Source organism: Pseudomonas saudiphocaensis, from assembly GCF_000756775.1.
Taxonomy (GTDB): domain Bacteria; phylum Pseudomonadota; class Gammaproteobacteria; order Pseudomonadales; family Pseudomonadaceae; genus Stutzerimonas; species Stutzerimonas saudiphocaensis.
Window position 1 is genome coordinate 512,014 of record NZ_CCSF01000001.1, and the last position, 14,465, is coordinate 526,478.

Here is a 14,465-nt window from a genome sequence, read left to right on the forward strand (position 1 = left end):
CGCTTTGCCAGGCATTGCGCCAGCGTGATGGCATGCGACCTTGTGACGCAGTATAGGAGCGCTAAACGCCGCTGTGCTGAGCTGGTTAGAGTGTTTGGAAGCTACCCCGTCACTGGTAATAGCGTTGCAGAATCTCCATTGCCAGGTTGATGGACTGAATCCGCGTGGTGCTGCCGCCACGATCAGGGTGGTGAATGCTGACCAACTGACGGTAGCGGCGTTTGATGATCGGCAAATTCAACGACGATTCGTCCTGGTCCAGTTCGAACAACTCCAGCGCGGCGCGCTTCTGATCGGGACTCCAGAACTCCTGTGGCTCGCCCTGATAATCGCCACGCATACGCGACCAGAAACTGGCCAGCAGACGTTCCACTTCCTGCTCGTCGGTGTCGCGCAGGTTGTCCATGTCCAGGTAGTAGGCCCGCAGCGGGTCCGGCTCGCTGACCTCGCTGGTCGCCGCGACATAGGGCAGCAGGCGAACGCACAGCGGCGAGATCTGCAGGCAGTGGCTGTTCTGTTGCCAGAGGCGGTCACGCAAATGATAGAGCGCGTTGAACACCAGAAAATGCGTTCGGAACAGCACCAGCTTGTCGTGCAGCGGCAGGTTCGGGATGTGTGTGCTGTGTCGGGCTTTGAGTTGTTGGATCAACTGGTATTCGCTGCAACCGTCCGGTTGCTCACGCAGCAGTAAAAGAATCTGCTCGGCCAGGTCCATCTCGAGTGCGAATTCGTTGTTCATGCAGGCAAGCCTAGCAAAGAGCAGGATAGATGGGCTGGGGTGCCGCGTGCTTTGCGCGTAAAATGTGCGCCTTTCGTATTTCAACCGGATTCAGACATGGGCAACCTCTCGGTCAATCAGAACAAACTGCAGAAGCGCCTGCGCCGCTTGGCCGGCGAAGCAGTCACGGACTTCAACATGATCGAGGAGGGCGACAAGGTCATGGTCTGCCTGTCCGGCGGCAAGGACAGCTACACCATGCTCGACGTGCTGCTGTATCTGCAGAAGGTTGCACCCATCCGCTTCGAGATCGTTGCCGTAAACATGGACCAGAAGCAGCCCGGCTTTCCCGAGCACGTGCTGCCCGAGTACCTCAAGGGCCTGGGCATCGAATATCACATCGTCGAGAAGGACACCTACTCGGTGGTCAAGGAGAAGATCCCGGAAGGCAAAACCACCTGCTCGCTGTGCTCGCGTCTGCGCCGGGGCACGCTCTACACCTTTGCCGACGAGATCGGTGCGACCAAGATGGCCCTGGGGCACCACCGCGACGACATCCTGGAAACCTTCTTCCTCAACATGTTCTACGGCGGCACGCTCAAGGCCATGCCGCCCAAGCTGCTGTCCGACGATGGCCGAAACGTGGTGATTCGCCCGCTTGCCTACTGCAGCGAGGCTGACATCGAGGCCTATTCGCAGATGAAGGAATTCCCGATCATCCCGTGCAACCTCTGCGGTTCGCAGGAGAACCTGCAGCGCCAGGTAGTCAAGGACATGTTGCGTGAATGGGAGCGCAAGTCGCCGGGGCGCACCGAGATCATGTTCCGCGCACTGCAGAATGTGGTGCCCTCGCAACTGGCCGACCGTAACCTGTTCGACTTCAAGAGCCTGCGCATCGACGACAACGCCACGCCGCGCTTTGTCGATGTGATGAGTCTGTAAGCGCGGTTGCAAGCTGCCGATCCGCTGGAGTATGGTTTGGCACATCTTACGGAGAACAGCATGTCCCTCAGTACCGCCTCCCAGTCCCAAGCCAGCCTCGACGCCTTGCGCGCCGTGCCGTTGTGTGGACGGGTGGTTGCGACTGAAGATTATTTTTTTGGGTATTGGTTTAGCCGCAGGCGCGTCTGATACCCCAACAGGCGCCCCAGCAAACAGGGTCGCCACCAACGTTTTTCCAAACCCCGGTCGGCTACCCGACCGGGGTTTTTTCTTTTCTGGCTGACAAGCCGAACACACAGAGGACTACAGCATGACCACTTATTACCGCACCGACCGTTACCGCTACGACTGGCGATTTAGCTGCTTGAACACCATGCCCACACCACCTGAACGAACACACGATTAGTGCCGTCGCGGGATTGCCCGCGATGGCGAAGGAACCGCCAGATCATGAATGCTCAAAACGCCGCTATCCAGCTTGACCTCGCCGAAGCCTCGGCCGCCGTTACCATCTCTCGCCGCAGCGCCCAGCCGTTGCCCAGCCCCGCCTTGTTGCGCCAGCGTCTGCCGTTGACTGCTGCGCTTGCCGAACGAATCCGCCAGGACCGCAACGCCATTCGCGCCGTTCTCAATGGCAGCGACTCGCGCATGCTGGTGGTGGTCGGCCCCTGTTCGTTGCATGACCCGGCTTCGGCATTGGAGTACGCCCAGCGTCTGGCCGACCTGGCGCCGCAGGTTGAAGACCAGCTGCTGCTGGTGATGCGCACCTACGTCGAGAAGCCGCGCACGACTGTCGGCTGGAAGGGCCTGCTCTACGATCCGCATCTGGATGGCAGCGGCGATATGGCCGAGGGGCTGCGCCTGTCACGCAAGCTGATGCTGGACATTCTGGAAGCCGGTTTGCCCATCGCCAGTGAACTTCTGCAGCCGCTGGCCACCGGCTACTTCGATGATTTGCTGGCCTGGGCCGCCATCGGCGCGCGCACCAGCGAGTCGCAGATCCATCGTGAAATGGTCAGCGGCCTGGATCTGCCGGTGGGCTTCAAGAACGGTACCGATGGCAGCCTGGGTATCGCCTGCGATGCCATGCGCTCGGCGCTGCATCCGCACCGGCATTTCGGCATCGACGATCTGGGGCACCCAGCGCTGCTGGAAACGGCGGGCAACCCCGACTCGCACCTGGTGCTGCGCGGCGGGCATGCCGGGCCGAATCATGACGCGGCAAGCGTTGCGGCGGCTCGCGCGACACTGGAAAAGCAGGGTATCGCGGCCCGAATCATGGTCGATTGCAGCCATGCCAACAGCGGCAAGAATCCGCTGCGTCAGCCGCAGGTACTGCGAGAGGTGCTTGAGCAGCGGCTGGCGGGCGATGACAGCCTGCGCGGTGTGATGTTGGAAAGCCACCTGTTCGATGGCTGCCAGCCGTTGGCCGGTGAGTTGCGCTACGGCGTTTCCATTACCGATGGCTGCCTAGGCTGGAGCGGCACCGAGCAATTGCTGCGTGGTGCCGCCGAGTGTTTGCGGGGCCGATAGGCCCCGCAAACGCTGAGGTCAGTTGGCCCACAACCAGCCAATGAGCAGATAGCACAGGCCGGTCACCAGGAATACGCCGAAGATGTTCAGGGCGAAACCGGCCCTGATCATGGACTGGATACGCATCATCCCGGTTCCGAACACGATAGCGTTCGGCGGAGTCGCTACCGGCATCATGAAAGCACAGCTGGCAGCAATGGCTGCCGGAATGGCAAGCATTTCCGGCGGCAAGCCCTGAGCCACGGCAAGGGCGCCGAGCAGTGGCAGAAACGCGGCGGCCGTTGCGGTATTGGAGGTGATCTCGGTAAGAAAGGTGATCACCAGAGCCACCATGCCGATCATCAGGATAAGCGGCAGCGAGCCAAAGCCCTGTAGGTTCTGGGCAATCCACTGGGCAAGCCCGGACGCGCCAATCACACCGGCCAGCGACAGGCCGCCGCCGAATAGAAGCAGAACGCCCCACGGGACCTTGTTTGCGGTTTCCCAATCCATCAGAAACACGCGTTTCTTTATATCGACCGGAATAAGGAACAGGATCAGCGCCGCTGCGATGGCGATGCTGGTGTCGTTGACGCCGTCGATGTATTGAGCCAGAACCGGCTGGAAGATCCAGGCAGCGGCCGCGAGGCCGAACACTACCGCGACCATCTTCTCGGCTTTGGACATCGGGCCGAGCTCGGCCATTTCCTGCTCCAGCATGGCACGGCTATCGCCGCCGGCCAGTTTGAAGCCGCCCCGGGTCAACCACCACCAGGTAAAGAGCAGCATGCCGAGGCTGACCGGAATGCCAAGCAGCATCCATTGGCCGAAGCCGATGTGGACGTCGTAGTTTTCCCGCAGGAACGCGACAAGCAGGGCGTTTGGAGGAGTTCCGATCAATGTCGCGATACCGCCAACACTCGCCGCATAGGCGATGCCCAGCAGCAGGGCGATGGCAAAGCGTGTGCCTTCTTTCTCGTCGCTACCTTCCACCAACAGGGCAATCACCGAGATCCCGATGGGCAGCATCATGATGCTGGTGGCCGTGTTGCTGACCCACATGCTGATAAAGGCTGTGGCTATCATGAAGCCAGCGATCTGCCGGCTGGGCGCGTTACCTACCGCGAGCAAGGTCACCAGGGCGATGCGCTTGTGCAGGTTCCAGCGCTGCATTGCCAGGCCCAGCAGGAAGCCGCCGAAGAACAGGAAGATGGTGGGGTTGGCATAAGGCGCGGTGGCCTTGTTCAGCGTATCGATGCCCAGAACCGGGATCAGCAGAATAGGTAGCAGCGAAGTTGCCGGAATCGGTATCGCTTCGGTAGCCCACCAGACGGCCATCAGGCCGGCCAGGCCGACGGTCAGCCAGGCAGTTTCGGAAAGCCCAGCTGGCGGGCTGGTGAAAACGCATAGCAGCAAGAGCACGGGCCCCAGCACCAGTCCGATGAGCGCTGCACGCGCCGCACCGGTGTTTTGTGTATCGGTCATGCGGGAGAAATTCCTCTATTAACTGACCCGATTGCGATGGATTGGAGTTGTCCGGTTCGGTATGCAGAGAGCGAGACAGCGCAACGCCGAGAAACGTCCGGGCCAAAATGCGGCGCGGATTCTACCAGCGCTTCGTTAGCTAGCGAATCAATAGTTTTGTTAATGATTAGCTCACTAACGAGGTGCGTCTCAGGGCTTCGAACTGTTCTTTTTAGACTGGCAGTGCAGGGGTGGTGCCGGCCTTCTGTCATTTGAAGGCCGGATCAGGGGGTCAGCTTGGCCTGAGCTGCTTCAACGTCTCGGCGATCATGAACGCCAGTTCCAGCGACTGGTCAGCATTCAGGCGTGGGTCGCAATGGGTGTGGTAGCGATCGCCCAGGCCATCTTCGGTGATGGCACGCGAGCCGCCGGTGCACTCGGTGACGTTCTGTCCGGTCATCTCGATATGGATGCCGCCCGGATAACTGCCTTCCGCACGATGCACGTCGAAGAACTGCCGTACCTCGGCCAGGATCCGTTCGAACGGGCGGGTCTTGTAGCCGCTGGAGGCCTTCATGGTGTTGCCGTGCATGGGGTCGGAGCTCCACAGCACCTGGCGGCCTTCGGCCTGAACAGCGCGAATCAGTCGCGGCAGGCCTGCTTCCACTCCGTCCGCCCCCATGCGCACGATCAGGTTCAGGCGACCCGGATCGTTTTTCGGGTTGAGGATGTCGATCAGGCGAATCAGTTCATCGCTGTCCATGCTCGGCCCGACCTTGACCCCGATCGGGTTGCATACGCCACGCAGAAACTCCACATGGGCGCCGTCCAGCTGGCGCGTACGGTCGCCGATCCAGAGCATGTGAGCCGAACAGTCGTACCAGTCGCCGCTGAGGCTGTCCTCACGCACAAAGGCCTGCTCATAGTTGAGCAGCAGGGCCTCATGGGCGGTGAAAAAGCTGGTTTCGCGCAGTTGCGGCATGTTGTCCATGCCGCAGGCGCGCATGAACTTCAGCGCCTGGTCGATTCGCGCACCCATCTGATGGTATTTCTCGGCCATCGGCGAGTTGGCGATAAAGTCCAGATTCCACTGATGCACCTGATGCAGGTCGGCGAATCCGCCCTGGGCGAAGGCGCGCAGAAGGTTCAGGCTGGCGGTGGACTGGTGATAGGCCTGCAACAGCCGCTCGGGGTCCGGCACGCGGCTTTTTTCGTCGAAGTCGATGCCGTTGACGATATCGCCCCGATAGGCGGGCAGGGTGACTCCGGCAATGGTTTCTTCGCCAGCCGAACGTGGTTTGGCGAACTGGCCCGCCATGCGCCCCACCTTCACCACCGGGCAACTGGCAGCGAAAGTCATGACGATCGCCATTTGCAACAGCACCTTGAAGGTGTCGCGAATCTTGTTGGCGGAAAACTCGGCAAAACTCTCGGCGCAGTCGCCCCCCTGCAAAAGGAAGGCGCGGCCCTGGGTGACTTCGGCAAATTGCCGGCGCAATTCCCGCGCCTCACCGGCGAACACCAGCGGCGGGAGCTCACCGAGAATCTGCTCCACGCGCTGCAGATGCGCGGCGTCAGGGTAGGTGGGTTGTTGCTGGATGGGCTTGGCTCTCCAGCTTGAGGGGCTCCACGTCGGGCTCATTAGGGAATTCCAGAAAAAAAGTCCTGGGATTTTACCTGACCTGAATGAAGCTGCGTTGCCTGTGGTCCAAGGGCACCAAGTGGGCAAAAAAAGGGCAGAACTGAACGCTCTGCCCGTTGGTTGTCAGGGGCTATACGACTCTGACTGCGCGGATGGCAGTCTCAGTCGATGGTCAGATGATGCGAGGCGCTGCTCTGCTTTTTCGGCAGCGTCAGTTTCAGTACGCCATCTTCGTAGCGGGCCTTGGCCTGGCTTGAGTCGATTTCCGAGGGCAACTGGAAGCTGCGGGAAACGGAGCCGTAGTAGCGCTCCGAGCGCAGGGACTTCTCGCCGTCCTTCTGCTCGTCGAGTTGCCGAACCTCGGCGCTCAGGCTGACCTGGTTGCCTTCGATGGAAACCTTGATGTTCTCCTTGCTTACACCGGGCAGCTCGGCTTCGATGCTGTAGCCGGAGTCGGTTTCCTTGACGTCGACGCGGATCTGCGAGGGGGAGGGCAGCGCATCACCATGCAGAGGCTGGATAAAATAGCCGGGAGATGCGAACTCCTTGAAAAAATCATCGAACAGATTTCCGCGAGTCATCAGAGATTTCATGACGTTACCTCCTGTTGAATGATGGATGGCCTGTTCGGCGCTGTGCTTGTTTCGCTGATAAATATGTGCCTTAAAGATCGGGTTTCAAGTTTTTCTGCAAGTTGATTGTCTTGGATCAAAATATCCGGGGCGGGCCTGGCTGGCGTGCTCCGGGTACCATGCGATGTTTCGCCTGGCAGGCGAGTTAAATCGGTTCCGTCAGGAGTGAAAGTAGTGGGCAGGCAGGAAGTGGTGCTGGCCGAGGTGCAGGATGAGTTCGGTCTGATTCGTGTGCTGGAGGTGGGTGATTACCGTTTTCTCGAATTCGGCGCGGCTATCGAGCAAAGTTGCGTTTTTACTGCTGCGCCGAGTTGGCTGGAGTACGACTACACGCGCGCCATGCTGATGGGCGGATTGATGCATCCGGCGCCGGAGACAGCGCTGTTTCTCGGGTTGGGCGCGGGTACGCTGACCCAGGCCTGCCTTGAGTTTCTGCCTTTGGAGGACGTGGAGGCCATCGAACTGCGCCCTGCGGTGCCGGAACTGGCGATGCGTTATCTCGGATTTAAGAACGATGCGCGCTTGTACATACGCATCGGCGATGCCGTGGAACTGCTGGAGACGGCAGAGTCAACGGATCTGCTTTTTGTCGACCTATATACCGATGTTGGCCCGGCGGCGGCGCACCTGGCCTGGAATTTCCTCAAGCGTTGTCAGGAAAAACTCAATCCGGGTGGCTGGCTGGTGATCAACCAGTGGGGTACCGATGATGACAAACCGCTGGGCGCGGCGCTGCTTCGAGGGCTGTTCCACCGGCATTACTGGGAGTGTCCGGTGAAGGAGGGCAATGTGGTGCTATTCGTGCCCGCGGACCTGGAGCAGGCGCTGGATCTGGACGGGTTGCGGCGGCGAGCTGCTGAGCTTGCCCCGCGTCTGGGCTATTCCCTCGATTTGCTGATCGGGGCGCTGCGACCGGCCAGTTGAATCTTGGTGCAAGGCTGCCGGCGTCTGGATGCCGACTGATTGTTGTCAGGGCGGCTCGATCCGGTTTGGCTCCGCTTGTGCGGTTCATTTGCTTAAGCAAATTACGTGCACAGGCGCACATAATTCCGGTATAGTACGCGCCGGCTGAAACCCAGCCTACGTTCAGGTACTGCAACACACGAAGCGCTGCTTCGGCTGTTATCCGCTTCCGCGGCTATCCTTGACGATTCATCATTCATTCGTTTTCGCAAACCCCGCCGACCAAGGCTGCCAGGGTTACCCGTTCCCGGGTTTTACATGGCATGCGCAGCTTCGGAACATGGGTCTTTGCGGAGCATCAGGAAAAGACCCATGACCCAGGAAATCGGCGGCTTTGCCGCGCTCGGTATTCATTCTGCTGTACTCGCTGCAATCACCGCGGTGGGCTACGAAGAACCTTCCGCAATTCAGAAACAGGCCATCCCGGTCATTCTCGACGGCCACGACATGATCGGTCAGGCACAGACCGGAACCGGCAAGACTGCCGCTTTCGCGCTGCCGCTGCTGTCGAAGATCGACCCGGCCCGGCGCGAAGTTCAGGCGCTGATTCTCGCGCCGACCCGTGAGCTGGCGCTGCAGGTTGCCACCGCATTCGAAACCTATGCCAAGCAGATGCCGACTGTTAGTGTTGTCGCCATTTATGGTGGCGCGCCTATGGGGCCGCAGCTCAAGGCCATTCGTCAGGGCGCGCAGATTGTCGTGGCCACGCCCGGCCGCCTGGTCGATCACCTGAGCCGCAACGGTGCGCTGTTGTCCACTGTGCAGTTTCTGGTACTCGACGAAGCTGACGAAATGCTCAAGCTGGGTTTCATGGATGATCTGGAGGTCATCTTCGAAGCCATGCCGGAAAGCCGCCAGAGCGTGTTGTTCTCCGCCACGCTGCCGCACTCAATCCGTGCCATTGCCGAAAAGCACCTGCGTGAACCGCAGCACATCAAGATCGCTGCCAAAACCCAGACTGTGGCCCGAATCGAACAGGCGCATCTGATGGTGCATGCCGATCAGAAAATTCCTGCGGTACTGCGCCTGCTGGAAGTCGAAGACTTCGATGCATTGATCGCCTTCGTGCGCACCAAGCAAGCGACTCTGGATCTGGCTGCCGCGCTGGAAGCCAAGGGCTACAAGGCTGCCGCGTTGAACGGTGACATCGCCCAGAACCAGCGTGAGCGCGTTATCGAATCGCTCAAGGACGGTCGTCTGGACATCGTCGTCGCCACCGACGTGGCTGCGCGTGGTCTGGATGTGGCACGTATCACCCACGTATTCAACGTGGACATGCCGTATGACCCTGAGTCCTATGTGCACCGGATCGGTCGTACCGGCCGTGCCGGTCGTGAAGGCCGCGCGCTGCTGCTGGTCACGCCGCGCGAGCGCCGCATGCTGCAGGTCATTGAGCGCGTAACCAACCAGAAGGTCGCCGAGGCACGCCTGCCCAATGGTCAGCAGGTACTTGATGCACGCATCAAAAAACTGACCAACAGCCTCGCGCCGCTGGTTGCCGATGCCGAAGCCAGCCATGGCGAGCTGCTCGACAAGCTGGTTGCCGATATCGGTTGCAGCCCGCGTGCCCTGGCCGCTGCGCTGCTGCGCAAGGCAACCAACGGTCAGGCGTTGACTCTGGCCGAAGTGGAAAAAGAGCAGCCTCTGGTTCCCAGTAGCGGCCCGCGTGAACGTTCTGAGCGTTCCGAGCGTAGTGGCGACCGCGAGCGTCGCGCGCCGATGCCGCTGGCTGAAGGTCGCGCCCGTTGCCGTACGCCGCTGGGCGCGCGTGACGGCATCGCTGCCCGCAACCTGCTTGGCGCCATCCTCAACGAGGGCGGTCTGGCCCGCGAAGCCATCGGCCGCATTCAGGTGCGTGACAGCTTCAGCCTGGTCGAATTGCCGGAAGAGGGCCTGGAAGGTCTGCTCGGCAAGCTCAAGGACACCCGCGTAGGCGGCAAGCAGCTGAAGCTGCGCCGGTATCGCGAGGATTAAGATCAGCCATCTCGGCTAGGTTTTAAGAGCTCAAAGCGAAGGGCGGACTGAAAAGTCCGCCCTTTTTGCATCTGTCGTCTGCGCCAAGGTGTTTCGCCTTCTGCGTTATCGCCAGTAGTTCGTAGAGTGGGCCGCGCTTTTCACACGCATCGCCGCTCTGCCCGGTAGCCAAGGTTCTATAAAAGCGGGAGCGCGCCCGATCGCACTCTCTACAAATCGTACTTGCCCAGCTCTCGCGCAATCAGCAGGCGCTGGATCTCACTGGTGCCTTCATAAATCTGGGTAATGCGCGCGTCGCGGTAATAGCGTTCTACCGGATAGTCCTCCAGATAGCCGTAGCCGCCATGAATCTGCAGGGCTTTGGAACAGACGTACTCGGCGGTTTCCGAGGCGAACAGCTTGGCCTGCGAGGCCTCCGACAGGCAGGGCAGCTCGGCGCTGCGTAAACGGGCGGCATGCAGGATCAGCAGGCGTGCGGCGTTGATCCGGGTATGCATGTCGGCGAGCATGTTGGACACGCTCTGGTGCTCGATGATGGGTTGGTCGAATTGGATGCGCTCGCGGGCGTAGCCCAGCGCTGCCTCGAAAGCCGCGCGGGCGATGCCCACGGCTTGGGCGCCGATGCCGATGCGGCCACCTTCCAGATTGGACAAGGCGATGGCCAGGCCCTTGCCGCGCGGGCCGAGCAGGTTCGCTGCGGGAATGCGGCAGTTGTTCAGACTTACCGCGCAGGTATCGGAAGCGCGCAGGCCCATCTTTTTTTCCACGCGATCAACGCAAAAACCGGGGTTGTCGGTGGGTACCAGAAAGGCCGACAGGCCTTTTTTACCCAGTTCGGGGTCGGTGACGGCGAAGATAATGGCGATCTTTGCGCGCTTGCCATTGCTGACGAATTGCTTGCTGCCGTTGATGACCCATTCGTCATTCTCCAGCACGGCACGCGTGCGCAGGTTGTGCGCCTCGGAGCCAGCCTGGGGTTCGCTCAGGGCAAAACAGCCGATGGCGCGCCCAGTTGCAAGCTCGGGCAACCACTGGTCTTGCTGCTCGGCAGTGCCGTATTTGAGGATCGGCCCGCAGCCCACCGAACTGTGCACGCTCATCAGCGCGCCGAGCGCACCATCGCCGGCAGCGATTTCCTCCACGGCCAGCGCATAGGCCACGTAATCAAGGTAACTGCCGCCCCAGCGTTCGGGCACGATCATGCCAAGCAGGCCGAGCTCGCCCATCTGGGCGATGACACAGTCATCGATCCAGCCGGCTTTGGCCCAGCCCTCGGCGTTGGGAGCGACCTCTGCACGAGCAAAGTCACGTGCCAGGTCGCGGATCATGCGCTGCTCTTCGGTGAGTTCAAGGTCGTGCATGGGGCGCTCCTGATTCAGCTGCCGGAGAAGAAAGCGGCGATGCGCTGTGGCGTCACTTCGGCGAGCGTAGGCGGATTCCAGCGTGGGTTTTTGTCCTTGTCGACAATCAGTGCGCGCACGCCTTCGATGATGTCGCCATGTTCGAACCATTGGCGGTCCAGATGCAGCTCCATGGCAAAGCACTCAGCCAGTGACAACTCGCGCCCGCGTCGGAGCATTTCCAGAGTAACGCTGACCGCTAGCGGCGAACGGCTGTCGATGATGCTCAGTGTTTCGGCCGCCCAGTCGCGGTACTCGGGCCGCTGTTCTGCTGCCAGGGAGTCTCGAATGGCCGGAATGCTGGCGTGTGAGAAGTGCTGCTCGATGGCCGGCTCCAGCGTTTTGAACGAAGCCTCCGGCAGGTCGGTAGCTGCCAGCAAAGCGAGCAGCCCGGCGAGGATATCGCCGGCCGGGAGGTGCCAGTTCTGCTTATCGAGCTGCTGCTGGAGTTCGGCGAAGCGCTCATGGGGCAGGCAATAATCGGCGAGCCCTGCATGTAGCGCATCGGCGGCATCCACATGATTGCCGGTGACGCCCATATAGATACCGAGATTGGCCGGCAGGCGCGGTAGAAAGTAGCTGCCGCCGACATCGGGAAAATAGCCGATGCCGACTTCCGGCATGCCCATGCGCGTGCGCTCGGAAATCACCCGTAGCGAGGCGCCCTGGACCAGGCCCATGCCGCCGCCCAGTACGTAGCCGTTCATCAGCGCCAGCAGCGGCTTGCTGTAGGCGTGGATGTACTGGTCCAGCGCGTACTCTTCCTCGAAGAAGTCCCAGCGCAGGTTGTCGCCGTTCTTGTGGCTGTCATACAGCATGCGGATGTCGCCGCCGGCACAGAAGGCCTTTTCGCCGGCGGCACGCAGGACCACGGCCACAATATTTTGGTCATCCGCCCATTCCTGCAGTTGGTGGTGCAGGATGCGCACCATCGGCAGGGTCACGGCATTCAGGCCGGCGGGGCGGTTGAGGGTGAGGTAGCCGACGCGGTTACGTACTTCGACCAGTACCGGTACTTCGGTTTCGGACATGCTCAGTGTTCCTGACGGTAGAGTTTGATGATTGCGGAGAAGTCCAGCGCGCCGTTGCCCTGCAGGCTGAAGGCTTGGTAGAGCTGCTGCGCCACGGCGCCGAGGATGATCGGCTGGCGCGTCTGTTTGGCAGCCTCGCTGGCCAGGCCCAGGTCCTTGAGCATCAGGTCGGCGCCGAAACCGCCGCTGTAGCCGCGCGAAGCCGGGCTGTTTTCCACGACCTCGGGGAAGGGGTTGTAGATTTCCGAGCTCCAGCAGCGGCCGCTGGACGAGTTGATCACGCCGGCCAGCACCTTGGCGTCCATGCCAAGGGCGACACCAAGAGACATGGCTTCGGCGGCGCCGATCATGGAGATGCCCAGCAGCAGGTTGTTGGCGACCTTCGCCACCTGACCGTTGCCGCTGTCACCGCAGTGAACGATGTTCTTGCCCATGGCTGCGAGAATGGGCTCGGCCTGGCGAAAATCGGCTTCTTTGCCGCCGACCATGAATGTCAGGGTGCCGGCTGCCGCGCCACCCGTGCCGCCGGATACGGGGGCGTCGAGCATCGGATTGCCCTTGCTGGCCGCCGCCGCGGCGACTTCGCGGGCGGTCATCGGGTCGATGGTGGAACAGTCGATCAGCAGCACGTTCGCGGGAACACGGCTCAGCAATCCGTCCTCTCCGAGATAGACCTGCCGCACGTGGGCGGCCGCCGGCAGCATGCTGATGATGACCTCAACGCCCGCCTGGGCAACCGCTGCCGGGGAAGCCGCTTGCTGCGCGCCGGCTTCCACCAGGCTGGCAAGGGCTGCGGGAGAGAGGTCGAAGACGCTTAGTTGATGGCCGGCCTTGAGCAGGTTGCGCGCCATGGGGCCGCCCATGTTGCCGAGGCCGAGAAAACCGATATGCATGGGTATGTCCTGTTCTTGTAGTGTTTTGAGCCTAGCAGTCCCATGAAGCGAAAACGCTCGAAATTTTCGTCCTGACAACAGACCATAGCCAACCTACAGACAACCGCGACGCTTCTACGAGCGTCGCCATTCGAGAGGATACCCATGAACAGCAAGGTCGTTTTCATCACTGGCGCCACATCCGGGTTTGGTCGTGCCACTGCACGCCGCTTTGCCGAAGCCGGCTGGTCGCTGGTGCTGACGGGGCGTCGTTTCGAGCGACTACAGGAACTCAAAGAGGAACTGCAGGCCAAGGTGCCTGTGCATATCGCCAGCCTGGATGTGCGCAGTATCGATGCGGTGAAGGAAGTGGTCGCACAGCTGCCCGAGGACTTCCGTCAGGTGACCTGCCTGGTCAACAACGCCGGTCTGGCCCTGGCACCCGAGCCGGCACAGAAGGCCGATCTGAATGACTGGCACACGATGATCGACACCAACATCACCGGGCTGGTCAACGTCACCCATACGCTGCTGCCGACCCTGATCGAAACCGGCAAGGGTGCCAGCATCGTCAATATCGGCTCGGTTGCGGGCAGCTGGCCTTATTCCGGCAGCCATGTGTATGGCGCCAGCAAGGCCTTCGTTGAGCAGTTCAGCTACAACCTGCGCTGCGATCTGGTGGCAACCGGTGTGCGGGTTACGGATATCGCGCCTGGGCTGGCCGAAACGGAATTTACCCTGGTGCGCAACAAGGGTGACCAGGCGGCATCCGATGCGCTGTACCGGACCACTACACCACTGACTGCAGAAGATATCGCCGAACAGATTTTCTATGTCGCCACGTTACCGGCGCATATCAATATCAACCGGCTCGAGATCATGCCGTCGCGGCAGGCTTGGGCGGGCTTTGCGGTAGATCGCGACAAGGAATGATGCGGGAAGGGCGGGGCTGCTAGAGGGAAGGTGTCAGGCGCTGCGCTCGTGTAAAAGCGTCAGCGCCTGAGCAGCAGAATCAGTTCACTGCATCCTTGAGTGTTTTGCCAGGCTTGAAACCGGGCAGCTTTGCGGCGGCAATCTTGATGGTGGCGCCAGTCTGCGGGTTGCGGCCGTCGCGGGCGGCGCGCTCCTTGACGGCGAAGGTGCCGAAACCGACCAGGGTGACGCTGTCACCGTTCTGTAGGGTGGTGGTAACGCTTTCAGTGAAGGCGTCGAGTACGCGGGTGGCTGTGGTTTTTGGAATATCCGCAGAGGCGGCAATCGCTTCAATCAACTCGGCTTTGTTCACAGGTCTGGCTCTCCAGATGGGATGGGGTGG

Annotated in this window: 12 protein-coding genes and 1 pseudogene; 5 read left to right on the forward strand and 8 right to left on the reverse strand. The window is 61.0% G+C overall.

The genetic code is table 11. The annotated features are described in order from the left end of the window. Nucleotides 1-109 precede the first annotated feature (109 nt). Nucleotides 110-739, reverse strand: coding sequence for a DNA-J related domain-containing protein (locus tag BN1079_RS02550; protein ID WP_037022108.1), 630 nt, complete (start codon nt 737-739; stop codon nt 110-112). A 96-nt stretch (nt 740-835) separates the two neighbouring features. Here BN1079_RS02550 and ttcA point away from each other — a divergent pair, with 96 nt between their 5' ends. Together ttcA and BN1079_RS02560 are read left to right on the forward strand one after the other, a co-directional pair. Then, on the forward strand, nt 836-1,660 hold the full coding sequence (ttcA, locus tag BN1079_RS02555) for a tRNA 2-thiocytidine(32) synthetase TtcA (protein ID WP_037022110.1): 825 nt from the start codon (nt 836-838) through the stop codon (nt 1,658-1,660). A 450-nt stretch (nt 1,661-2,110) separates the two neighbouring features. After that, complete coding sequence (locus tag BN1079_RS02560; RefSeq protein WP_037022111.1) at nt 2,111-3,193, forward strand: 3-deoxy-7-phosphoheptulonate synthase; 1,083 nt, start codon at nt 2,111-2,113, stop codon at nt 3,191-3,193. 18 nt (nt 3,194-3,211) lie between these two features. On the opposite strand, the gene BN1079_RS02565 is transcribed toward BN1079_RS02560, so the two are convergent. The 3 genes from BN1079_RS02565 to BN1079_RS02575 all read right to left on the reverse strand — a co-directional run bounded on the left by BN1079_RS02565 (nt 3,212) and on the right by BN1079_RS02575 (nt 6,871). Further along, the gene (locus tag BN1079_RS02565) at nt 3,212-4,657 is read right to left on the reverse strand and encodes an SLC13 family permease (RefSeq protein WP_037022113.1); all 1,446 of its coding nucleotides are present in this window, start codon (nt 4,655-4,657) and stop codon (nt 3,212-3,214) included. 271 nt (nt 4,658-4,928) lie between these two features. Continuing rightward, entirely contained in the window at nt 4,929-6,278 is a 1,350-nt protein-coding gene (locus BN1079_RS02570) for a class II 3-deoxy-7-phosphoheptulonate synthase (protein WP_037022115.1), read from the reverse strand. Nucleotides 6,279-6,439: 161 nt separating this feature from the next. Further along, nucleotides 6,440-6,871, reverse strand: a complete 432-nt coding sequence (locus tag BN1079_RS02575) for an Hsp20/alpha crystallin family protein (RefSeq protein ID WP_037022116.1) — start codon at nt 6,869-6,871, stop codon at nt 6,440-6,442. Between the two features lie 213 nt (nt 6,872-7,084). Here BN1079_RS02575 and BN1079_RS02580 point away from each other — a divergent pair, with 213 nt between their 5' ends. After that, a complete protein-coding gene (locus BN1079_RS02580; RefSeq protein ID WP_037022117.1) occupies nt 7,085-7,834 on the forward strand; it encodes a spermidine synthase in 750 nt (249 codons plus the stop codon). Between the two features lie 319 nt (nt 7,835-8,153). Continuing rightward, nucleotides 8,154-9,847 (forward strand): annotated as a pseudogene (locus tag BN1079_RS02585) (DEAD/DEAH box helicase). Between the two features lie 209 nt (nt 9,848-10,056). Here BN1079_RS02585 and BN1079_RS02590 read toward each other — a convergent pair. The 3 genes from BN1079_RS02590 to mmsB are packed head-to-tail and all read right to left on the reverse strand — an operon-like array spanning nt 10,057 to nt 13,171. Next, nucleotides 10,057-11,208, reverse strand: a complete 1,152-nt coding sequence (locus BN1079_RS02590; protein WP_037022119.1) for an acyl-CoA dehydrogenase family protein — start codon at nt 11,206-11,208, stop codon at nt 10,057-10,059. A gap of 14 nt (nt 11,209-11,222) precedes the next feature. Further along, nucleotides 11,223-12,278, reverse strand: a complete 1,056-nt coding sequence (locus BN1079_RS02595; RefSeq protein WP_037022120.1) for an enoyl-CoA hydratase/isomerase family protein — start codon at nt 12,276-12,278, stop codon at nt 11,223-11,225. Between the two features lie 2 nt (nt 12,279-12,280). Further along, a complete protein-coding gene (mmsB, locus tag BN1079_RS02600; RefSeq protein WP_037022121.1) occupies nt 12,281-13,171 on the reverse strand; it encodes a 3-hydroxyisobutyrate dehydrogenase in 891 nt (296 codons plus the stop codon). Between the two features lie 144 nt (nt 13,172-13,315). Here mmsB and BN1079_RS02605 point away from each other — a divergent pair, with 144 nt between their 5' ends. Next, nucleotides 13,316-14,083: an SDR family NAD(P)-dependent oxidoreductase gene (locus BN1079_RS02605; protein WP_037022122.1), complete on the forward strand. Its 768-nt coding sequence runs from the start codon at nt 13,316-13,318 to the stop codon at nt 14,081-14,083. Between the two features lie 79 nt (nt 14,084-14,162). On the opposite strand, the gene BN1079_RS02610 is transcribed toward BN1079_RS02605, so the two are convergent. Beyond that, on the reverse strand, nt 14,163-14,435 hold the full coding sequence (locus BN1079_RS02610; protein ID WP_037022123.1) for an HU family DNA-binding protein: 273 nt from the start codon (nt 14,433-14,435) through the stop codon (nt 14,163-14,165). Between the last annotated feature and the right edge of the window lie 30 nt (nt 14,436-14,465).